Below are 18601 nucleotides of genomic sequence, written 5' to 3' on the forward strand. Positions count from 1 at the left end.
GTCGAGCGGTTACCCGCGCGATACCGGCCTGGCTTGCTTGGCCGACTTGCTTCACCCGGCTGAGCGGCGCCTGGCCGTACTGGATCCGCAGACCCCTGCAGAGGTCATCGAGCGGTTGACCCATGACGAAGCACGGAGCGTCCGGATCGCCGCGGCCCGGGATCCGCGCCTCCCATTCCCCGGCGGCGTGTATGCCGCCCTGGCGGATGGCGCCCGCAGTTGGAGGGTTGGTGTACCTCCGCGCTGAGCGGTCCCGCCCGGGTAGCCTGGACCGGTGGATCAGCGCGGTCCTGACCAGTCGACCCTGCGGGCCGCCGTGGCGGATGCCCGCAGGGCGGAAGCTGAGTTCGACGACGCGTGCGCTTGGCTGGAGACGGCGAGTAAGGGCCCGATGGCTCCGCTCGCGGCTGAGGTTTGGGCGTTCGATGAGACCTTCGGGCATGTTCTGCTGGTGAAGCATCGATGGCGAGGATGGGTACCGCCTGGCGGAAGGGTCGAGCCGGGCGAGAGCCCACGGGAGGCGGCTCGTCGTGAACTGCTTGAGGAGACCGGCATTTCCGCCGATCTTCTGAAAGTTCCGGCAGCGGTGACGGTACGCTCCTACCGCCATGATTGGTCCGCCACGCTCGGCTTGTCTTACGGAACCGTCTTGAACAGGTCGCCGCACCTGACCGAGGAGAGCAACCAGCCGGTGGCGTGGACCCCCCTCGAGCACGAGTGGGAGGGTGCCTTCCCCGAAGATCGGCCGAGGATCCGCAGGTACGCGAGACAGTTGTCCCAACGGGCAGGATCGGCGCGAAGTAATGGTCCTTGAAGGTCGGCGTTCGTTCGAGAGCACCGGGTGCAGGGAGAAGTGAATCCTCCCGAGGGCCAGAGGAGTTCTGCGACGTAGTCCCGCGCCCGACGGCTTGTTCTCAGGCTTGGGCGGTGACGACGAGCCAGCGCGTGGTGGTCTCTTGTGTCTTGTCGACCTGGTCGTAGGCCTTGTGCAGGATTTCTATGCGCTGGGTGTGGGTGAGCTGGCCGGGTGGCCGGGCGAAGAGCGGGATCGACAGCCAAGCACGTTTCTCGTCTACGGTGCCGATGCGCGTGACGATGTCCGAGGTGATGGTGCTGAACCCGGCTGCTGCCAGCTGTGCTTCGACGATGGCGGGTGTCAGCGGTGGTCGGCGGCTCTCCTGGTGCGGCACGTAGCCGTAGTCGGCTACCGCGATGGCGATGATCAGGTCGTTGAGGGAGGCAGCGGTTCGAGATTCGCGGTTGGTGAGGCCGGCGAATCCGCCGCCGATGTTGAACACGAACCGTCCGCCCGGCCGGATCGTGCGTTTTACTGCGGTGAAGACGGTGGGGGTGTCGGTCTTCCAGATCGCGGAGTTGCAGACCACGGCGTCGGCGGGCTCGGGGATGTGGTTGGCGATGTTTTCGGCTTTGGCGACGATCCAGGTGATCCGGGGATCGTCGCGAGTGCGCTGCCCTACCGTCTGCATGGCGGGAGCGCTGTCGAGGGATATCACGCGGCCGTGTGGTGGGAGGTGGTCCAGCAGGATGGCCGCGGTGACGCCTGTCCCACCGCACAGATCGATGACGAGCTGCTTGTCGGCTAGGTCGGCGCGAGAGGCCAGGTCCCGGCTGGCGTCGGCGTAGAACGGGTGTTCGCGGGTGAAGCGGTCATAGAGTTCGGCGTTTCGTTCGTCGTCCCAGCCGACGATCGCATCTGGGTGTTGCATTGTTCCCTCGTCTTCGCAGGTCGCCATAGATGTTTGCTGTTGCCGGTGAGCTGCAGCTGCCCTCAGAAGAGTGATCCTTGGAGGCTCACCGGGGGAGAGGTGTAGTTCCCCGTCAGTACGCGATGGCCTTTGAGTGTGTTGAGGTCCAGGACGTAGTGGATGTCCTCGACGTTGGCTGACAGCCGGGCCAGGACGTGGGTCCCGGAGCAGGATTCGATGCTGAATCCGTGCTCGTCGGTGCGCACGTCATGCGGGTAGATCGCACGTTCTTGCGGCCGTTGCGGGGTGCGGAGGGCATGACCCTCGGCCGGTGGTTTCCACGCCTCGCGTCTGGTGGGTACTCCCAGAGCGGTCAAGGTGGCGATCGCTTGGTCGACGAGCTCCTCGTGTGCGACATCAAGGTGGCCGTGGTCCAGAGAGACCAGGGCAGCGAGTTTCGCGGCGGCGCGGATCGCCTGGGTGAGGCCGAGTTCGCGGCTGAGGGCGTCCTCAAGATGGCGTATGGCACGGCCGTCCGGTGCTTGGGCGATGTACGTGGCGCGCATCGCCCCTTGCTCGTCCAGCCGTGACTTGCGGCGGGATGCCGCCGCCGTTCCGACTTTGCTGGCCGCGTTGGCGAAGGTGGCGATGTAGAGCCAGTGGGGTTGGGCCATGTAGGCCGTGAGTGCTGGTGAGGCGTGGCCGCTCGTGTGGAAATGGTGAGCGAAGCGAAACTCATCCCGTTCATGGCAGGTTGCGCATTGGCCGCCACGTTCGGCGACGGCCTGCTGCGGGCACGGCCTCGGCTCAACGCGGAAGGTTTCGGTGAAGTCGTACCGGCCGGTGCAGAACCGGGCCGGACCGACCACTTTCAGCCCGAGCCGCTGGCCTATCACCTCGACCTGGTCAAGGACCCCGGTCGTGGTGTCGGCCAGGAGCAGCGTGGGAATGCCAGTGGCCCAGGTGATGCCGTGCCACAGGTACTGCCTGCCGGTTACGAGCTCCACGCAACCCCTCCTTCGTTGTCAGTCTTCGCCAGGTGTTCAGGGATCTGGATGTCGAGGCGATCGGACAGCAGCGTGAGCGTTTCGGCCAGCACGACTGCTGCGTCCTTGCTGGTGACATCGATGGACGCCCATGTCGCGCCGGTCGCTTGCCGGCGTAGTTCCTCGGTCACTCGGGTTTGGTAGGAGATGAACGCCTCGCCCGTTGATCCCGTGCCCCCGGCTTCCAATGCGCTGAAACCGCCCTTACGTCGCAGGGCCTCCTCGGCGGTGACGTGGAGGAACAGGACAAGGTCAGGCGTGGTGAGGTGAGCGAATAGGTGGCGGGCCAGGTCGGCGGGGATGTTAGGGCAGACGGCGTAGCGGGCAAGGATCTTGTGGTGGGCGTTGTCGAGGATGACGTGCACTCCGGCTCGCAGTGCCGGCCTGATGATCAGCTGATCCTGGAGGGTGTACCAGGCGGCGAGCGCGAACAGCCAGTAGTGGTTTCCGCAGGCGGCGCCCACACTCGGCTTGCGCCGGTAGACGACCGCGTTAACGCTGTCGACGTACTCCGATAGGTCTGCGCTCATCGCGACCTCGGTGGTGTGTTTGCCCACAAGGATCGCGCGGTTCTTGGAGTCCTTGAGTGCGGCGTGGAGAGAGGTGGCCAGCGTCGACTTCCCGGCGCCGTCGATGCCCGCCACCGTGATGAGCCTCCCGGGTGCCCCTGCCATGATGTTCACGCGTTCGTTCCTCCGCTGGTCTGCGTCTTCGGGATGCTCCGCAACCGGAGCCGGATGATTTCGTGGATGCGGTCGAGTAGCTGAGCACGCCGTTCGACAACCGTTTCGAGCCGTTCGTTGGACAAGTCGGCCGCATAGGGCCGGGCCAGGTTGTTGGAGATGACGTGGAGGAACCCGAACTCGATGCCGGCCGCGTCGGCGGCGCGTCCCATGTGACCGATCTCGGGGTCGACGAATCGGTTTCCGCGCTGACGGGCCAGCCAGTTCCTGTCTTCGAACAGGATCGATGGCGATGTCACGTGGATGCCGGAGCGAATGTCCGGCTGACCGGCGGCGAGGTCGCCGAAGAAGTCCGGCCAGGTCACCCGCCCGTCGGACAGGACGCTGCTGTTGCCGGTGGCCAGGCAGGTGTTCGGGGCGATGTGCGGGTCGAGAGATCCGACCTTGCCCACGTAGACGACCCGGCGCGCCCCCAGCAAGGCCAGACGAGCCACGACCCGGTCGGCGACATCGCCCCAGATGCTGTGCAGATAGCCCAGGTAGAGCACGCGCCGTCCCTCCACTTCGGCGCGCTGCCATGCGTAGCCAGGGCCGTGGGCCCAGGTCATGCCCTTGGTGAACTGCCCGAGGCCCCAGCCGAGGACAATGAGATCGTCTGTGGATGGGTCGATGTCCAGCCGATCGACGGCCGCCTGACACGCCTGTTCGGAGGGGAGCTCATAGTCGACCTGGCCGCGGTAGCGTCCGACCATGTTCAGGTACGTCGCGATGATGAGCGCGTAGTGGTGGACGTAGTCCACGCCGGGGAAGCACTTGATGACCAGATCCTTGCCCTGGATCTCTGCGGTGGGGCGCTGCCAGTTGAACAGCTTGTCGTTCTTCTCATAGGCCGAGATCACGCAGCAGCGGTCGTAGTCGGCGACGACCCGGATGCGTGCCCAGTCGTAGTCCTGGATCAGGTGATGAACTTTGATCTTCAGGTAGCGGAACAGGCTCGAAACGCTCATGGTGTGCCGGTAGGGGTCGATGGGGGACGCCCCGAACAGGCCCAACTCCGTCGCGAACGCGTTGTCGGTGACCGGGGTGCTCGTCATACCGGCACCCGGATTTCGATGGGGCAGTCGGCCGCGTACCGGACGGCTCTGATGTTGTCCCTGATCAGCGAGAACCGCTCCGGCTCGATTCGCTCCAATGTCTCGACACGCGGGGTCGGGATCTTCTCGTAGGGCCCGTCGGGCAGTATCCGAACGCCCATGGCACCGAGGAGAACCGGTGCGGCGGTGTCGACCGAGCTGATCCACTCGTGCTGGCGCTGATCGAAGAGCTCCAGATGGCCGATTCGGCCGAGGCCCAGGAGCCGATAGATCCGATCGGGATCGATCAACCCGCGGTCTTCGAGGTAGTCGGTCGCGACCACGCGATTCTTCGACAACTCCTTGCTCGGCTCTTTGCCGCGGGAGGCTGGAAACGCGATCGCGCCGACGTAGTCGCAGGTGGCGAAGTGGTCATAGCAGCGGCGCCAGTCCTCATCGTTGGCGGCATGTACGACCGCGCACAGTCGGCACTCGTCGCTCATGTCGAGGATCTGCGCGGCCGCGATGTCGCTGGCGCGCATGGTGGCGCGAGCGTCATGGATGACGTCGGGAAGGATGATTTCTTCGGCGTTCACCGCCCGGGCGGCACGTACGAGTTCGCAGGGGCTGAGCGATCGGCCAAGGTCGAAGACGCCGTTGTCGACGATGATCGTGGCGCCCAGCCTTGCCTCTTCGAGGAAGAACTCCTTGTAGGCCGGATCGAGAAGGACTCGCTGGGCCGCCACATGGTGGACCGTGGCAGGCATCTGGGCTGCGAAATCCCGCAGGTGGGCGGCGGGTGCGATGACCGAGACGTTGATGCTATTTGGCACGCTGGCCGCCCCAGATCAGAACATGCTCACGGGTGGTCAGGTTCCAGCCGTGTTCAAGGGCGGGGGCCGCGGCCATGCGCATCTGGTTCAGGACGCGCGTGGGGGTGGTGCCCTCTGGGCTCAGCCAGATCTCAGCGAGCCTGAACTCTGCCTGAAGTTGAGCGATCTCCATCAGGTCTTCGGGAATGCAGACGACGAACTTCCACCTGGCCCGGCCGCTTGCCTCGATCTCCATGATGGCCTCTGGTTTGATGCGCTTTTTTCGCGGCACCGCTGAGCTGGCGAGTTTTAGGCCGGCGTTGAAGGCCACGCCCGCGGAGGCCAACTCCGGACCCGGCTTGATGGTGGCGTTCGTCTCAATCTCCATGCGCCGGCCGGTCAGCGCGGCTTGGTGGGCGAGATGGAGTACGGCGTCCTTATGCAGGAACGGTTCCCCGCCGGTGACGACGATCAGGTCGACCGGGGCGATGGACGGGGTGGCCATGGTGGGGTCGAGTTTGATGAGTTCTTCCCAGATTTCTTGCGGCGTCAGATGCCGTACGTCCTTGGTGAGGTCGTACTTGGCGCTGTTCCAGGTGTACTCCGTGTCGCACAGCATCTGGCCCTGCGCCGAGCTGTTGCCCATGGTCGGCGCCTGGGTGTAGCCGCAGGTCAGATTGCAGCCCTGGAATCGTACGAAGAGAGCACGGCGGCCGAGATTCGCGCCCTCGCCCTGGAAGGAGTAGAACAACTCGGCGATCGGGACGTGCCGCTGTCCGGTCGGGCCGGCGATCGGCAGCATCAGGTTGGCGGACATAGAAGGTCCTCTCAGGAAGATGGGGTACGGATCACGCGTCTGAGTCAGGTCCTTGCAGAATCAGGGCCGGGGACATATTCGGCCCAGGTGGCAGGGGTTTCACTCACCCGGACCGCCTCGATGGCTGCGGTGGCGGGCAACGGGACGTTCTCGGCACACCACTTGAACAGGACTCGAGCGATGTTCTCGCTGGTCGGCTCGACGTCGATGGTTGCGTTGAGCACCTGGTGGTCGTAGCGCTCGGCTAGATGTCGCTTGACCGGATCGAGGTCGGCGAAGTCGGCGACGAAGCCGGGCTCGGACAGCTCGGTCGCGCTCAGCACCACCTCGACGGCATAGGAGTGGCCATGCAGACGGCCGCACTTGTGCCCCTCGGGCAAACCGCTCAACTGGTGAGCGGCTTCGAAGGTGAACCGCTTACCGATCCTGAAACTCATGCGCCTCTCCGCACCTGAGCTGCGGCGAGCTGTAGGAACTCGGCGCGGACGACGGGATCATCCCGGAGTTCGCCCCGGCATGCGATCGTGACCGTGTCGGCGCCCTGTGCGCGTACGCCACGTCGTGTCATGCACAGGTGCTCGGCCGCCAGGACGACGCCGACTCCACGGCATTCCAGTCGGTCCTCCAGGAAACTCGCGATCTGCTGCCCGAGCTCCTCTTGAACCTGCAGCCGCGACGCGAACGCCTCCACGGTCCGCGCCAGCTTCGACAGACCGGCGATCCGCTGTCCAGGAAGCACCCCCACGTGAGCGACCCCGGAGAACGGAAGCAGATGGTGTGCACACAGCGAGGTGAACGGCACATCGCGGGCCAGCACCAGATCGTGCTGCCCTTCCCGGTTGGGGAAGGTGGTGAACTCCCATGCCGGACAGCTGAGCAATTCCGCCAGACCCGCCACCATCCGGGCCGGGGTCCGCACGGCGGCCTCGCTGTCATCGGACACGCCGATGGCCGTGAGGAGGGCGGTGGCGGCTCGTACGGCCGCTTCGAAATCGATGCCCGGTGATCCCGGGAACAGGTCCGGGGACAGGCGGTTACTTTCGGCGTGTGCGATGAGCACCTGATCTCCTTCGATCGAAGTCCGAGCAAGCGCCCCAAGCCAACCGCGCGGCGAAAGACCAGGCCACGGCGTCAGCGACGCATCTATGAGGCACCTTTGCGGCATCACAGCCGCTGAGCGGGCACGTCCCGTACGCTTCCCTTGGACGAACCCTGCGGGCGGAGGTGCACCTTGGCGGGCAAGCGGAAGCACCTTGCCGAGCGGAGAAAGGCGCTTGGATACAGCCAGGAGTTCCTCGCTGATCAGCTCGGCATCGACCGAACCACGGCAGGACGGTGGGAGCGAGGGGAGACCGAGCCCTGCCTGTACATCCGGCCCAAGCTCTGCCAACTGCTCCAGGTCACCGCAGACGAACTGGATGATCTGCTGACCATTCGCCACGAATCCGACGCGACTTCTCTCGCCTCTCCCTCGCCACCGGTCGTCACTGGCCGGATCGTGCCTGAACCCGCGCCAACGGGTGAAATAGACGACATGTACCGTCGTGAACTCCTCCGCTTGATGAGCATCGCGGGCACGCTCATGGTGCTTCCCCAGCCGGCCTCCGCCCAGATCCAGGATTGGGCCGGCCAGTTCGACGAGGCCGACGACATCGAACAGCACGCGTTGCTCAGCGGCCATCTCTGGCAGGTCTTCGCCTTGTCCAAGTCGAAGCGCCTCGTCTACCCGCTGGTCCACGACCAGCTCAGGCTCCTGGTCAAGCAGATGGGCCAGGCCCGGTCAGCACGAGCGCGCCATCAGCTCTGCGTTCTGGCCTGTGATCTCTTCCAACTCGCTGGAGAAATCTGCTTCGACAGCGACCGCTACACCGACGCCACCTACTGCTACACCATGGCGGCGAACGCCGGCCGCGAAGCTCGCTGCCACGACCGGTGGGCCTGCGCCCTCACCCGCCAGGCATTCGTCAACATGTACGACCATGAATATCCCGAGGCCACCTCGGTCCTATCCGCGGCCGCCCGAATCGCCACACAGGGCGACAGCCAGCTCTCGACTCGGTGCTGGGTTGCCGCCGTACAGGCCGAGGCACACGCCCGTGAAGGCGATAGGAAGGCATGCGAACGAGCCCTCGACACCGCCGACAAAGTCCTCGACCTCGCCGCCCCCGTCAGCCCCGGAGGTTGGCTTCGCTTCGACGGCTCCCGCTTGGCTGAGGAACGCGGCACCTGCTACCTCACCCTCGGCCAGACCGACCTGGCCGAGGCATCACTCAACGCGGCACTCACTCAGGCCACTTCGCTCCGGCGACGCGGCAGCCTCCTCACCGATCTGGCCGCCCTCGGTATCCAACGCCGCGACGTGGACCAGTTCCTGCACTACGCGGGCGACGCCATGGACCTGGCCGAGCAAACTCAATCCGCCGGCTACGTCGGCCGGAAGCTCCACGGCATCCAAAAGCAGCTCCAACCCCTCCTGGCGGACGATCGGGTGGTCCAGTTGAACGACCGCATCGCCCACCTGTCGACCACCGCCCAACACTGAGAGGACCACGATGCAGACTGCGACGGACGAGCACGGCCGTACTTTCCGTGAAGCCTGGATCGCCGGGGTGACCAAGCACTATCCGGGCGACCCGAAGCCGTCCTACGTCACGCCGTGGGAGGAGACCCCCGACTGGGAACGCCAGGCCGCTGCCGCCGTCTACAGTCAGGTACGCGCCTTCGTTGAGATCAGCGCAGGCAACACCGCCAAGCTGACCCGCAACCAAAAAGGTCGCTTCGTCGCCCTGTGCTGGATCGCTCAAATCCACAAGCACATCGACAACCCCAAGCCGTCGTACGTAGCTGACTTTGACGACCTCCCCCAATGGCAGCGAGAGACCGACGCCGACATCTTCGAACGCATCGAAACCGATGCGTAGCGGGTTGATTGCCAGCCCTTCAAGCTCTGTACTGTTAGAACCCGAATGACCGGCCGATGATCTCCTTCATGATCTCGGTGGTGCCGCCGTAGATCGTCTGGACCCGGCTGTCCAGCCACGCCTTGGCGACCGGGTACTCCATCATGTAGCCGTACCCGCCGTGGAGCTGGAGGCAGCGGTCGATGACCTTGGTCTGCAGCTCGGTCGTCCACCACTTGGCCTTGGCCGCGTCAACCGCGGTGAGTTGCTCGGCGTTGAGCGCCAGGATGCACTTGTCGACGTAGTGGCGGGCGATCTCGGTCTCGGTGGCCAGCTCGGCCAGCACGAACCGGGTGTTCTGGAACGACCCGATGCTGCGCCCGAACGCCTGGCGCGTCTTGCAGTACTCGACGGTCTGCTCCAGCACGGTCTCCGCCGCGGCCACCGCCCCCACCGCGATCGACAGGCGTTCCTGCGGCAGGTTGTTCATGAGCTGGATGAAGCCCTCGCCGTCGTTCGGGCCGAGGCGGTTGGCGACGGGCACGCGTACGTTCTCGAAGAACAGCTCGGCGGTGTCCTGTGCCTTCATGCCGATCTTCTCGAGGTTGCGCCCGCGGCCGAACCCCTCCATGCCCCGCTCAACGACGATCAGCGTCGTACCCCTGGCACCCGCCTCCGGGTCCGTCTTGGCCACCACGACCACCAGGTCGGCGTTGATACCGTTGGTGATGAACGTCTTCTGCCCGTTGACCACGTAGTGGTCGCCCTCGCGGACGGCCGTGGTCCTGATCCCCTGCAGGTCGCTCCCGGCGCCCGGCTCGCTCATCGCGATCGCGGTGATCAACTCGCCGCTGACGAAGCCGGGCAGCCACCGCTGCTTCTGCTCGTCGTTGGTCAGATCCACGATGTACGGCGCCATGACGTCGTTGTGCAGCGAGAAGCCGAGCCCGGACGCGCCGTGCCTGATGATCTCCTCGACGATCACCGTGTTGTACCTGAAGTCCGTGACACCCGCGCCGCCGTACTCCTCGGGGACCGAGAACCCGAACATGCCCAGCTCTCCGGCCTTCTTCCAGACCTCGCGCGGGACGATGCCGTCCTTCTCCCACTGCGCGTGGTGCGGCACGACCTCGCGTGCCATGAACTCGCGCACGGTGTCCCTGAAGAGAAGGTGCTCTTCGTCGAAGAGGTCTCGCTCCATCGGTCGCCTCCAAGCAGGTGTCGTGCACGACAGAATACGATTCTGTTACCTGCAGGTATACCCGCTTTTCTGGCGCGACGGGCGGCTGGGGACACGGCTTCATCACAAGTGACGGAAGATGCGTCATTCGGCATATGTTGCGGGTGTTTTCGACCCTAGGATCTACCCTCGGTCTATTTGTGTTGATCGGAGTTCCCGTGAATCGGTGGCGCAAGGCGTTGATCGCCGCATCGGTGGGCGTGGCCGCGTCTGCGGCGTTCGTCGTGACGTCCTCAATCCCGGGTCAGGCTGCGGCCTCGCTGGTAGCCAACTATCGGTGTATCGGTGGCATCGCGGGCGCGGGCGTGGACCTCGAGGCGAGGATGACCCCTCAGATCGAGTCGGGCACCATGAACGTTCGCTGGGACATGTCGTACGAGAGCTTGCAGAAGTTCGGCTCGCCGGGCTTCTTCCCCGAGGGATCCTTGCTGAATCTGGAGGGCGTCGTGGACATCAGCGGCGCCTGGATCGGCCAGCTCCGGCCTAGGGGCGGCGAGGAGCAGGGTGAGCTGCTCCCGGGGAGTTACTTGGAGCTTCCCGAGGGACTGTCGGACAGCGCATCTCTCACGCGGTCGGGAACCATCCGCTTCAAGCCCAGTGCGTTGACGGTTAGATTCACGCCCGCCGAAGGCGAGGTGTTGGTCAACAACCACAAGCCGAGCATCACTTACTCAGGTCTCTGGGACCGGCTGCACACCGAGGAAGAGTACGCCGACCATCTCAACGACGTGCACAAGTCCAGCGCGCTGGACGCCCGCGCCAAGCTGGCATTCAAGGGTACGAAGGTCGCCTACATCGCCAGGCGCGCGCCGGACCTCGGACCGATCCGGGTGATCCTCGACGGGCAGACCGTCACCGAAGGTCTGATCGAGCCGAGCAAGGACCGCAGCGGTAACGCCATGACGGGCACCCAGAGCCAGGAAGTCCTTTGGGAGTCGCCGCAACTGGACTACGAACCGCACACCGTCGAGATCATCAGCGTCGAGGCCAAAGATGCCTACGTTGACGCGTTCAGAGTGACTGTTAGCGACGTGCCCGAGCCGCCGGCCCACGACCAGGCGGTCTGCACGCTCCAGGGCGACCCTGGCGCCATCGACATCACTGTTCCCGGCCCGACCACGACACCGACGGACGACCCGACGGACGACCCACCGACGGACGACCCGACAGAGGACCCGACCTCGACGTCCACCGCCACCACCACGGCCCCGAACGGCAATACCACCACCATTGGCCAGGGCCACGTGATCGTTGTCCCTCAGGCGTCCAATTCGAGCTCGGCCACACCCAAGACCACCGGTCCGACCGCGACGAAGTACTACAAGCCGCAGGTGGCTAAGACGCCCAAGGGCGGCGTGGACAGTGGTGAAGCGCCAGATGGCGGCGACCAGCCGTACGGGCTCATGGCCAGCGGGATGGCACTGACGGTGGGAAGCGTCGGCAGCGGACTGCTGCTGCGTAGGCGCAGGGCCGCGCACGCGGGAGGAGTGAAGTGATGGCCGAGACCCCGACGCAGAGGACCCCAATGCAAAAGGCGATGCCCGGGCTGCTGATCGCCGGGTCGCTGGGCAGCATCGGCGCGATCATGGTGGGCCTGCTGTCGCTGGCGCCCTCGGTGGACGACGGCTCGGGCTCCCTCGCCGCGGCCCAGGATCAGCCGACCACGGTCCAAATCGAGAACGCGGGCGCGTTTGTCCTTCCTCCCACGGTCGGTCCCGGCGGCAAGAACGCGCCGTTGACGCCTGCCCGGCTGGATGCACCGCCGCCGCTTCCAGCCCTGCCCGTCGTGGCGCCGATTCCGCCCACCAAGACCAAGGCTGCCAAGACCAAGGCCAAGCCGATCCGGATCAAGATTCCCAAGATCAGGGTCAACTCCCCGATCGGAGCGGTCACCGTCGACATCAAGGGCAAGCTGGGCACCCCGCCGCTGAGCAAGCCGAACCAGACAGGCTGGTACCGCTTCTCGCCTTTGCCGGGCGAGGTCGGACCCGCGATCATCAACGGCCATGTGAGCACCCGCAAGGGACCCGCCGTTTTCGATCGGCTCCGAGAGCTGGCCAAGGGCGACCACATCTACGTGTACCGGTCGGATGGCAAGGTCACCCGGTTCACGGTGAGTGGCATCGAGCAGGTGAGCAAGTCCTCCTTTCCGACATCTCGGGTCTACGGGAACACGGAAAGCTCTCAGTTGAGGCTCGTCACGTGTGGTGGAGTCTTCAACAAGACGGCGCACAGCTACACGGACAACATCGTCGTGTACGCGACGCTGTCCAAGAAGAAGAGCTGAGGAGGAAGCTGTGGCCGATTTGGCGGTTTACGGGAAGTTGACAGGGACAGTTCGTAGGATCTCAACCTAACCGTGACCAACGGCTGGAATTCTGGCACGACTGTTGGCACTGCTTTGAAACGGAGATGGACTCGTGCTTATGTCTCAGGCGTGGCGTCGCTTCGCCCATAAGACATCCACCTTGGGTTTGGTGGGTACGCTCGCCCTCTTCGTTGGCTCGATCTTCATCGTCTCGACCCCGACGGCGGCGTCGGCCGCAGTGACGAAGCAGTTCACCTACGCGTGTGCTACTGGCGGACCGTTCACCAACACCTCGATCACTGTCGGTCTCAGCGCTCCTGACACCGTGGCGGCGGGCCAGAGCTTCGACTTGACGGTGAACATCCCGGCGCTGACGCTCGGAACCGCTGCGACGTCGGCCACCACCGTGCAGGCCACCATGGCGCTGACGCCGACGGGTGGCACGGTCTCCGATGCCGGTGCGAAGGCGGGGGCGGCGGTAACAGCTGGTCAGACCGCTGTGCCGGCCGGCAGTGTGACATACAAGATCGCGGTTGCCGCCGGCACGACGACCAAGGTCAGTGTGAAGCCCGGCGAACTGAAGCTGGGCCTCACCGCGCCTGCGGGCGGCACGACGTCGACTTGCACGACAACGTCCACCGAAGCCCTGGACGTCCCGATCGGGACCGGTGGTGGCGGCGACGGGACCGACATCGTCGCGTACGACTGCACACTGCCCAGCACAAGCACCGACACCAACTATCCGGCGGACGTCGACATCAAGGTGGTCCTGACGCCGCCGACCAGCGCCGCGGCCAACGCGGACGCCTCGATCACGTGGGCGGGCACGATCCAGACCACCGGCGACACGCTGAAGGCTCCAACAGGCTTCCCCACCACGGGCGGTAAGCTCTTCGCCACTATCAAGGCCAGCGGCGCCGGATCACCGGCGACCGCCACCGGGGAAGCGGCTCTCACCAGCGTCACGATCGGCCAGGACATCACGCTGCCTACCAGCGTGACCATCAAGGTCAAGCCCACCACCACCGGCACCGTGACCCTGACCGCCGGCGACCTCGCTTTCGGCACCTCCTCGACCTCGCCCGCGATCAAGTGCACGGCGCCGACGACCGGGCTCAAGGGGTACACCTTCACGGTGGGCAACGCCAGCACCAGCCCTAGCTCTAGCCCTACTCCCAGTTCGAGCAACACATCGAGCACCCCCAAGCCCACCACGACCAGCACCGCGACGGTCACCGTCACCCCGCCCGAGAGCACCAAGAAGTCCAAGACCCCCAAGGCCGGGGCCGACACGGGTGCGGGCGGCACGATGGGGCCCGACGGGCGGATGTTCATCCTCACCGGCGGCGCGCTGATCGCCGCAGCCGTCGTGGGCGGGCTCGTCATGCGTCGACGTAACGCCGCCCGGGGCTGACCGCCATGTCCGGGTACTACCCCTACGGCGGCGGCCCGCCGCCTGCACCGCCGCCGCCCGAGGACAAGGGGAGCACGGCGCTCAGGACCGTGCTGATCGTGGCCGCCATCGCCGGCGTCGTGACGGTGGTGGCCGGGCTGCTGATCGTGCTCAGATCCCCCGACGAGTACGGCCTCGCGTCGAACAGGGACGCCCTGTCCCTGGAGGCGCAGCCGGACGGCAAGGCCTCCGGCCGGCCGGAGCAGGCGCTGTTCCAGGCCGCCCCCGACGTGCCGCCACCACTGCCGCAGATCAACCCGGCCCCGCCGATGCTGCCGGCCACCCCCGTCCGGATCGTGGTCAAGCGGTTGGGGATCAACGCGCCGATCAAGTCCGTCGGGCTGGCCAAGGACGGCACCATCCAGGTGCCCCCGGCGGACGACCCCAACCTGGTCGGCTGGTACCGGAACATGTCCACCCCGGGCGAGGCCGGTCCCGCCGTGCTGCTGGGGCACAAGGACACCAGGACGCGCCCTGCCGTGTTCAACCCGTTGTTCAAGATCAAGAACGGCGACACGATCGAGGTCAAGCGCCAGGACGGCACCACGGCGGTCTTCACCGTCGGCGGCGTGGAGCAGGCGAGCAAGAAGACGTTCCCGACGCAGCGCGTGTACGGTGCGCAGCAGAACGCCCAGCTCCACCTGATCACCTGTGGCGGGACCTATGATCGGCGTACCGGGCACTACACCGACAACATCATCGTCTACGCGACGATGACGAGCTCTTATCGAAGCTGAGCGCGGAGGCGGGCATGGGCTGGATGGCCAAGCGGAGACTGCGTACCGGCCCGACGGCGGCACTGCCGGCCAAACCTGATCCGGCCGAGCTGCTGCGCATCGTCCGGCTCGCGGATCCCGGCGCCAGGCAGGACGGCGACGACATCGTGGCCACCGACGTCAGGATCTGCGCGCCCGTGGAGGCGGACGCCGAGCTGACGGGCGGTGAGCTGGAGAAGGTGTGGGCGGTCCGGGTGACCGCCGAAGGGCCGCTGCCGCTGGACTTCTTCGACCGCTACCTCGCCGAGGGCATCGCCTTCCGGCTCAAGGGGCTCGCGGTCTGCCGGGGCGAGGTGAGCGATCCGGCCGACGAGGAGGGCAGCGGCCCGGCGGTCATCCTCCCGGTACGCCCGGCCTCCGAGGAGCTGGCGCCGCTGCTGCAGCCGCAGGAAGACGACGAGTTCACCTTCACCGCCGGCGACATCCGGGCCGCGCTGGTCCCCGAGAAGGGCCAGCCCCCGGCCGTACAGGAGCTGCTGCCCTTCGTCACCGAGCTGACCGCGATCGAGCTGCGCGGCGACGAGCAGGTCAAGCTGGGGACGCTCGCTCTTGAGCTGTCCGATGCGCTGAACGGGCTGGTCGTGGACCGATGGCGGTTCAGGGTGGACGCGGCGGAGGACCTGCTGCCCCCGGCGTAGTGCACAGACCGCTACCTGCGGTGGACCGGTGAACACGCCCTGCCGTGAGCAGCCACAGAACCTCGTTCTGTTGTAGTCTGCCCCTAGTAACCGAATAATGCTCGGTTTCCAGGAGGCACTGTGGCAGAGGCGTACATCGTCGGGGCCGTCCGGTCCCCGGTCGGCAAGAAGAAGGGCGGCCTTTCCACCGTCCACCCCACTGACCTGGCCGCTCACACGCTGAAGGCGCTGATCGACCGCACCGGCGTCGACCCCGCGGCGGTCGAGGACGTCATCATGGGGTGCGTCATGCAGTTCGGCCCCCAGAGCATGGACATCGCACGCAACGCCTGGCTGTCGGCGGGACTGCCGGAGACCACCGCCGGCGTCACGATCGACCGGCAGTGCGGCTCCTCCCAGCAGTCCATCCACTTCGCCGCCCAGGGCGTCCTGTCCGGCACCCAGGACCTGGTCGTGGCCGCCGGCGTCGAGTCGATGAGCGTCGTTCCCATGGGCTCCTCGATCACGGCCGCCCTGGAGAAGGGCATGCCGTTCCCGTTCGGCGACAAGTGGGTCGAGCGGTACGGCAAGCAGGAGATCTCGCAGTTCCGCGGCGCGGAGCTGATGTGCGAGAAGTGGGGCTACACCCGCGAGGTCCTGGAGCAGTACGCGTTCGAGTCCCACCAGCGGGCCGCCAAGGCGATCGCGAACGGCCACTTCAAGGACCAGATCGAGCCCATCAACGGCGTCACGGACGACGAGGGGCCGCGCGCGGACACGACGCTGGAGAAGATGGCCGGGCTGAAGACCCTGAAGGAGGGCGGCCAGATCACCGCCGCCACGTCCTCGCAGATCTCCGACGGCTCCGGCGCGGTGCTGATCGCCTCCGAGCAGGCCGTCAGGGATCACGGGCTGACTCCGCGCGCCCGCGTGCACCAGCTCGCGCTCATGGGCGACGACCCCGTCTACATGCTGACCGCGCCGATCCCCGCCACGCAGCGGGCGCTCAAGAAGGCCGGCATGTCGATGGACGACATCGACGTCGTGGAGATCAACGAGGCGTTCGCGCCGGTGCCGCTGGCCTGGATGCAGGAGCTCGGCGCCGACCCCGCCAAGGTCAACCCCAACGGCGGCGCCATCGCCCTCGGTCACCCGCTCGGCGGCACGGGAGCGATCCTGATGACCAAGCTCCTGCACGAGCTGGAGCGCACGGGCGGCCGCTACGGGCTGCAGACGATGTGCGAGGGCGGCGGCCAGGCCAACGTCACGATCATCGAGAGGCTGTAAGAGGTGGAGCGCCGCCTCCTGGCGTAATAGGGGAGGCGGCGCTCCGAACTACCCATCCTGGTAGTTGTCTCAGCGGCCCTTGGGCGGGATGCGCCTGGGCGGCGCGATCGGACGCTGCGGCATCTTGGGCAGCTGCCTGGGCGCGGGCATCTCCCGCCCGGGGAGTGCCGGGTTCTTCTTGCCCTTCTTGGCTGCGCGAACTCGCATAAGAGGCTCCTTTACGTAACTCACGACGCGGCTCACGAAGGCCGGTCGACATGCTCAGCTGCCGCGTCTGTATGGACGGACCGAGGCTGTGAATTACAGGTAAAGGCGCATGTCCATGACAGTACGGGGGGCCCGAAACCCCGCGCAACCGAATTAATCCGGGCCGCCGCGATCATCAGCTACGTGGCGATTCCGGTTGCTCTCGCACTCGTCCGCCGGACAGCCGGAGGATCCGGACCGCCGCCACGAGCACGCCCGCGAGCGCCGCCACGAGCAGCGTGATCGACATCGGCGCGGCGAAGTAGGTGAGCTGCGCCCACGTGACCGTCCGCCCGTTCATCAGGAACGAGATCAGATCCGGGTACGCCGCCAGCACCGCCGCAGGCGCGAGAACGGGCACCAGCCGCAGCCCGATCCGCCACCGGGGCTTGCCCGCCCGCTTGGCGGCCCAGCGGCGGGCGCGCAGCACGCCCACGGCTCCCAGAACGGCCGCGACCACCGCGATGACGGCCAGCACCAGCTCGAACAGCTGCCGGTCGCCGCCGGGCTGCTCGGGCGTGCGGCCCTCGCTCATCGCCGCCAGCCCGAGCATGATGACGTACGTGTCGTCCTGCAGCGCCGCGCTGTTGGTCATGACGGCGAAGCCGTATCCGGTCTTGGGGGAGATGGCCTCGACGGCGTTGTACGTGAACAGGTTCCCCGAATGCGTGAGCAGTCCGGTGTCGCCGTCCACGCCCCAGCCCATGCCGTAGTCGCGGATCGCGGTGGGCGCGTGCATGGTCTCCAGGCTCTGCCGCTTGATCAGCGGGCTGCCGTCGCCCGTCTGGGCGTTCAGCCATTCGCCCATGTCGGCGGCGGTGGTGATGACCCCTCCCGAGCCGCTCCCGTCGAGGAAGGCGGGCAACTCGGGACGCGCGAGCCAGGCGCCGAAGACCGAGTTGTAGCCGTCGGCCGGTTTGACGACCTCTTCGCTGACGGCGCTAGACTTCATGCCGAGCGGCCCGAACACCCGGTCGCGCAGGTAGTCGCCGAAGTTCTGGCCGCCGGCCACCTCGACCAGCCGGGCGGCCAGGTCGTAGTTGACGTTGCAGTACTCCCAGCGGGTGCCAGGATCGGCACGCAGGCCGTCGTCGGCCAGGCGGGCGGTGTAGTCGGCGAGCGACGTGGCGCCCTCCAACTCGCTGACGTCGACCGTGGTGTCCGACAGGCCGGAGGTCTGGTTCAGCAGGTGCCGCACGGTGATCCGGGCCGCGCGCGGGTCGTCCATCTTGAAGCCCGGAAGCTGGACGGCCACCGGCTCGTCCAGCCTGATCTCGCCCCGCTCGACGAGCGTCATCACCGCCATAGCGGTGAACGACTTGCTGACCGAGGCGACCCGCATCGGCGTGTTCTCGGTGACCGCGCGGCCCTGGGAGTCGTGGCCGTACCCGGCGGCGTGCACGACCTCGCCGCCGTGCGTCACGACCACGGACATGCCGGGCAACCCGGTGGACTCCAGCGCGTCGCGCAGGTAGGTGTCGATGGCGGCGGGGGTCATCGCCGGAGCCGTCGCCCCGGCGGGCACGGCGAGGGTCATGGCGGCGAAAAGGCCGATCAGAAGGATCTTCACTGGCTTCACGCGAGAAACCTAGAGACAACCGGCCCCCTCGCGGATCGGCCGTCCGTCCAGAACGACC

General features: G+C 66.5%; 20 protein-coding genes. 9 read left to right on the forward strand and 11 right to left on the reverse strand.

Going from position 1 to position 18601, the window contains the following annotated elements:
• Positions 1-391: 391 nt before the first annotated feature.
• Positions 392-814, forward strand: a complete 423-nt coding sequence (locus EJK15_RS76430) for an NUDIX domain-containing protein (RefSeq protein WP_138713401.1) — start codon at positions 392-394, stop codon at positions 812-814.
• 100 nt (positions 815-914) lie between these two features.
• Here the strand turns inward: EJK15_RS76430 and EJK15_RS27585 are convergent, their stop codons facing one another.
• The 8 genes from EJK15_RS27585 to folE form a co-directional block, all read right to left on the reverse strand.
• Positions 915-1727: a class I SAM-dependent methyltransferase gene (locus EJK15_RS27585; protein ID WP_138713378.1), complete on the reverse strand. Its 813-nt coding sequence runs from the start codon at positions 1725-1727 to the stop codon at positions 915-917.
• A gap of 62 nt (positions 1728-1789) precedes the next feature.
• A complete protein-coding gene (locus tag EJK15_RS27590; protein WP_138713379.1) occupies positions 1790-2713 on the reverse strand; it encodes a DUF2797 domain-containing protein in 924 nt (307 codons plus the stop codon).
• Positions 2701-3426 carry a dTMP kinase gene (locus EJK15_RS27595; protein WP_138713402.1) on the reverse strand — a complete coding sequence of 242 codons (726 nt, stop codon included), beginning with the start codon at positions 3424-3426 and terminating at the stop codon, positions 2701-2703. The genes EJK15_RS27590 and EJK15_RS27595 overlap by 13 nt, the downstream gene beginning before the upstream one ends.
• A 5-nt stretch (positions 3427-3431) precedes the next feature.
• Entirely contained in the window at positions 3432-4529 is a 1098-nt protein-coding gene (locus EJK15_RS27600) for a nucleoside phosphorylase-I family protein (protein WP_206061135.1), read from the reverse strand.
• A complete protein-coding gene (locus tag EJK15_RS27605; protein ID WP_138713380.1) occupies positions 4526-5341 on the reverse strand; it encodes a hypothetical protein in 816 nt (271 codons plus the stop codon). Before EJK15_RS27605 ends, EJK15_RS27600 begins: the two co-directional genes overlap by 4 nt.
• Complete coding sequence (locus tag EJK15_RS27610) at positions 5331-6137, reverse strand: 7-carboxy-7-deazaguanine synthase QueE (protein ID WP_138713381.1); 807 nt, start codon at positions 6135-6137, stop codon at positions 5331-5333. Before EJK15_RS27610 ends, EJK15_RS27605 begins: the two co-directional genes overlap by 11 nt.
• A 44-nt stretch (positions 6138-6181) precedes the next feature.
• A complete protein-coding gene (gene queD / locus EJK15_RS27615) occupies positions 6182-6574 on the reverse strand; it encodes a 6-carboxytetrahydropterin synthase QueD (RefSeq protein WP_138713382.1) in 393 nt (130 codons plus the stop codon).
• Positions 6571-7197, reverse strand: a complete 627-nt coding sequence (folE, locus tag EJK15_RS27620) for a GTP cyclohydrolase I (RefSeq protein WP_338089893.1) — start codon at positions 7195-7197, stop codon at positions 6571-6573. The genes queD and folE overlap by 4 nt, the downstream gene beginning before the upstream one ends.
• Positions 7198-7368: 171 nt before the next feature.
• Between folE and EJK15_RS27625 the strand changes: the two genes are divergently transcribed.
• Positions 7369-8679, forward strand: a complete 1311-nt coding sequence (locus EJK15_RS27625) for a helix-turn-helix transcriptional regulator (RefSeq protein WP_138713384.1) — start codon at positions 7369-7371, stop codon at positions 8677-8679.
• Positions 8680-8689: 10 nt separating this feature from the next.
• The gene (locus tag EJK15_RS27630; protein ID WP_138713385.1) at positions 8690-9058 is read left to right on the forward strand and encodes a hypothetical protein; all 369 of its coding nucleotides are present in this window, start codon (positions 8690-8692) and stop codon (positions 9056-9058) included.
• Between the two features lie 34 nt (positions 9059-9092).
• Here EJK15_RS27630 and EJK15_RS27635 read toward each other — a convergent pair whose 3' ends face one another.
• Complete coding sequence (locus EJK15_RS27635) at positions 9093-10238, reverse strand: acyl-CoA dehydrogenase family protein (protein ID WP_138713386.1); 1146 nt, start codon at positions 10236-10238, stop codon at positions 9093-9095.
• A 197-nt stretch (positions 10239-10435) separates the two neighbouring features.
• Between EJK15_RS27635 and EJK15_RS27640 the strand changes: the two genes are divergently transcribed.
• The 6 genes from EJK15_RS27640 to EJK15_RS27665 all read left to right on the forward strand — a co-directional run bounded on the left by EJK15_RS27640 (position 10436) and on the right by EJK15_RS27665 (position 16718).
• Positions 10436-11773: a hypothetical protein gene (locus tag EJK15_RS27640; RefSeq protein WP_138713387.1), complete on the forward strand. Its 1338-nt coding sequence runs from the start codon at positions 10436-10438 to the stop codon at positions 11771-11773.
• Positions 11773-12564, forward strand: a complete 792-nt coding sequence (locus tag EJK15_RS27645; RefSeq protein ID WP_138713388.1) for a class F sortase — start codon at positions 11773-11775, stop codon at positions 12562-12564. The genes EJK15_RS27640 and EJK15_RS27645 overlap by 1 nt, the downstream gene beginning before the upstream one ends.
• 190 nt (positions 12565-12754) lie before the next feature.
• Positions 12755-13999: a hypothetical protein gene (locus tag EJK15_RS27650; protein ID WP_138713389.1), complete on the forward strand. Its 1245-nt coding sequence runs from the start codon at positions 12755-12757 to the stop codon at positions 13997-13999.
• A gap of 5 nt (positions 14000-14004) precedes the next feature.
• Positions 14005-14775 carry a class F sortase gene (locus tag EJK15_RS27655; RefSeq protein WP_138713390.1) on the forward strand — a complete coding sequence of 257 codons (771 nt, stop codon included), beginning with the start codon at positions 14005-14007 and terminating at the stop codon, positions 14773-14775.
• 23 nt (positions 14776-14798) lie between these two features.
• Entirely contained in the window at positions 14799-15452 is a 654-nt protein-coding gene (locus EJK15_RS27660; RefSeq protein WP_138713391.1) for a hypothetical protein, read from the forward strand.
• A 120-nt stretch (positions 15453-15572) separates the two neighbouring features.
• Positions 15573-16718 (forward strand): acetyl-CoA C-acetyltransferase, encoded by a 1146-nt coding sequence (locus tag EJK15_RS27665; protein ID WP_138713392.1) that lies wholly within the window; start codon positions 15573-15575, stop codon positions 16716-16718.
• A gap of 69 nt (positions 16719-16787) precedes the next feature.
• Here the strand turns inward: EJK15_RS27665 and EJK15_RS70895 are convergent, their stop codons facing one another.
• Both EJK15_RS70895 and EJK15_RS27670 read right to left on the reverse strand, forming a co-directional pair.
• Positions 16788-16925, reverse strand: coding sequence for a hypothetical protein (locus EJK15_RS70895; protein WP_171074565.1), 138 nt, complete (start codon positions 16923-16925; stop codon positions 16788-16790).
• 175 nt (positions 16926-17100) lie between these two features.
• Positions 17101-18534 carry a serine hydrolase domain-containing protein gene (locus EJK15_RS27670; RefSeq protein ID WP_240777250.1) on the reverse strand — a complete coding sequence of 478 codons (1434 nt, stop codon included), beginning with the start codon at positions 18532-18534 and terminating at the stop codon, positions 17101-17103.
• Positions 18535-18601 lie beyond the last annotated feature (67 nt).

Origin of the sequence: Nonomuraea basaltis (assembly GCF_005893125.1) — a bacterium.
GTDB classification, from domain to species: domain Bacteria; phylum Actinomycetota; class Actinomycetes; order Streptosporangiales; family Streptosporangiaceae; genus Nonomuraea; species Nonomuraea basaltis.

Coding starts and splice junctions, on each gene's coding strand:
- EJK15_RS76430 (WP_138713401.1), top strand. CDS start 392: ATGGCTCCGCTCGCGGCTGAGGTTTGGGCGTTCGATGAGACCTTCGGG.
- EJK15_RS27585 (WP_138713378.1), bottom strand. CDS start 1,727: ATGCAACACCCAGATGCGATCGTCGGCTGGGACGACGAACGAAACGCC.
- EJK15_RS27595 (WP_138713402.1), bottom strand. CDS start 3,426: ATGGCAGGGGCACCCGGGAGGCTCATCACGGTGGCGGGCATCGACGGC.
- EJK15_RS27600 (WP_206061135.1), bottom strand. CDS start 4,529: ATGACGAGCACCCCGGTCACCGACAACGCGTTCGCGACGGAGTTGGGC.
- EJK15_RS27610 (WP_138713381.1), bottom strand. CDS start 6,137: ATGTCCGCCAACCTGATGCTGCCGATCGCCGGCCCGACCGGACAGCGG.
- queD (WP_138713382.1), bottom strand. CDS start 6,574: ATGAGTTTCAGGATCGGTAAGCGGTTCACCTTCGAAGCCGCTCACCAG.
- EJK15_RS27630 (WP_138713385.1), top strand. CDS start 8,690: ATGCAGACTGCGACGGACGAGCACGGCCGTACTTTCCGTGAAGCCTGG.
- EJK15_RS27635 (WP_138713386.1), bottom strand. CDS start 10,238: ATGGAGCGAGACCTCTTCGACGAAGAGCACCTTCTCTTCAGGGACACC.
- EJK15_RS27645 (WP_138713388.1), top strand. CDS start 11,773: ATGGCCGAGACCCCGACGCAGAGGACCCCAATGCAAAAGGCGATGCCC.
- EJK15_RS27655 (WP_138713390.1), top strand. CDS start 14,005: ATGTCCGGGTACTACCCCTACGGCGGCGGCCCGCCGCCTGCACCGCCG.
- EJK15_RS27660 (WP_138713391.1), top strand. CDS start 14,799: ATGGCCAAGCGGAGACTGCGTACCGGCCCGACGGCGGCACTGCCGGCC.
- EJK15_RS70895 (WP_171074565.1), bottom strand. CDS start 16,925: ATGCGAGTTCGCGCAGCCAAGAAGGGCAAGAAGAACCCGGCACTCCCC.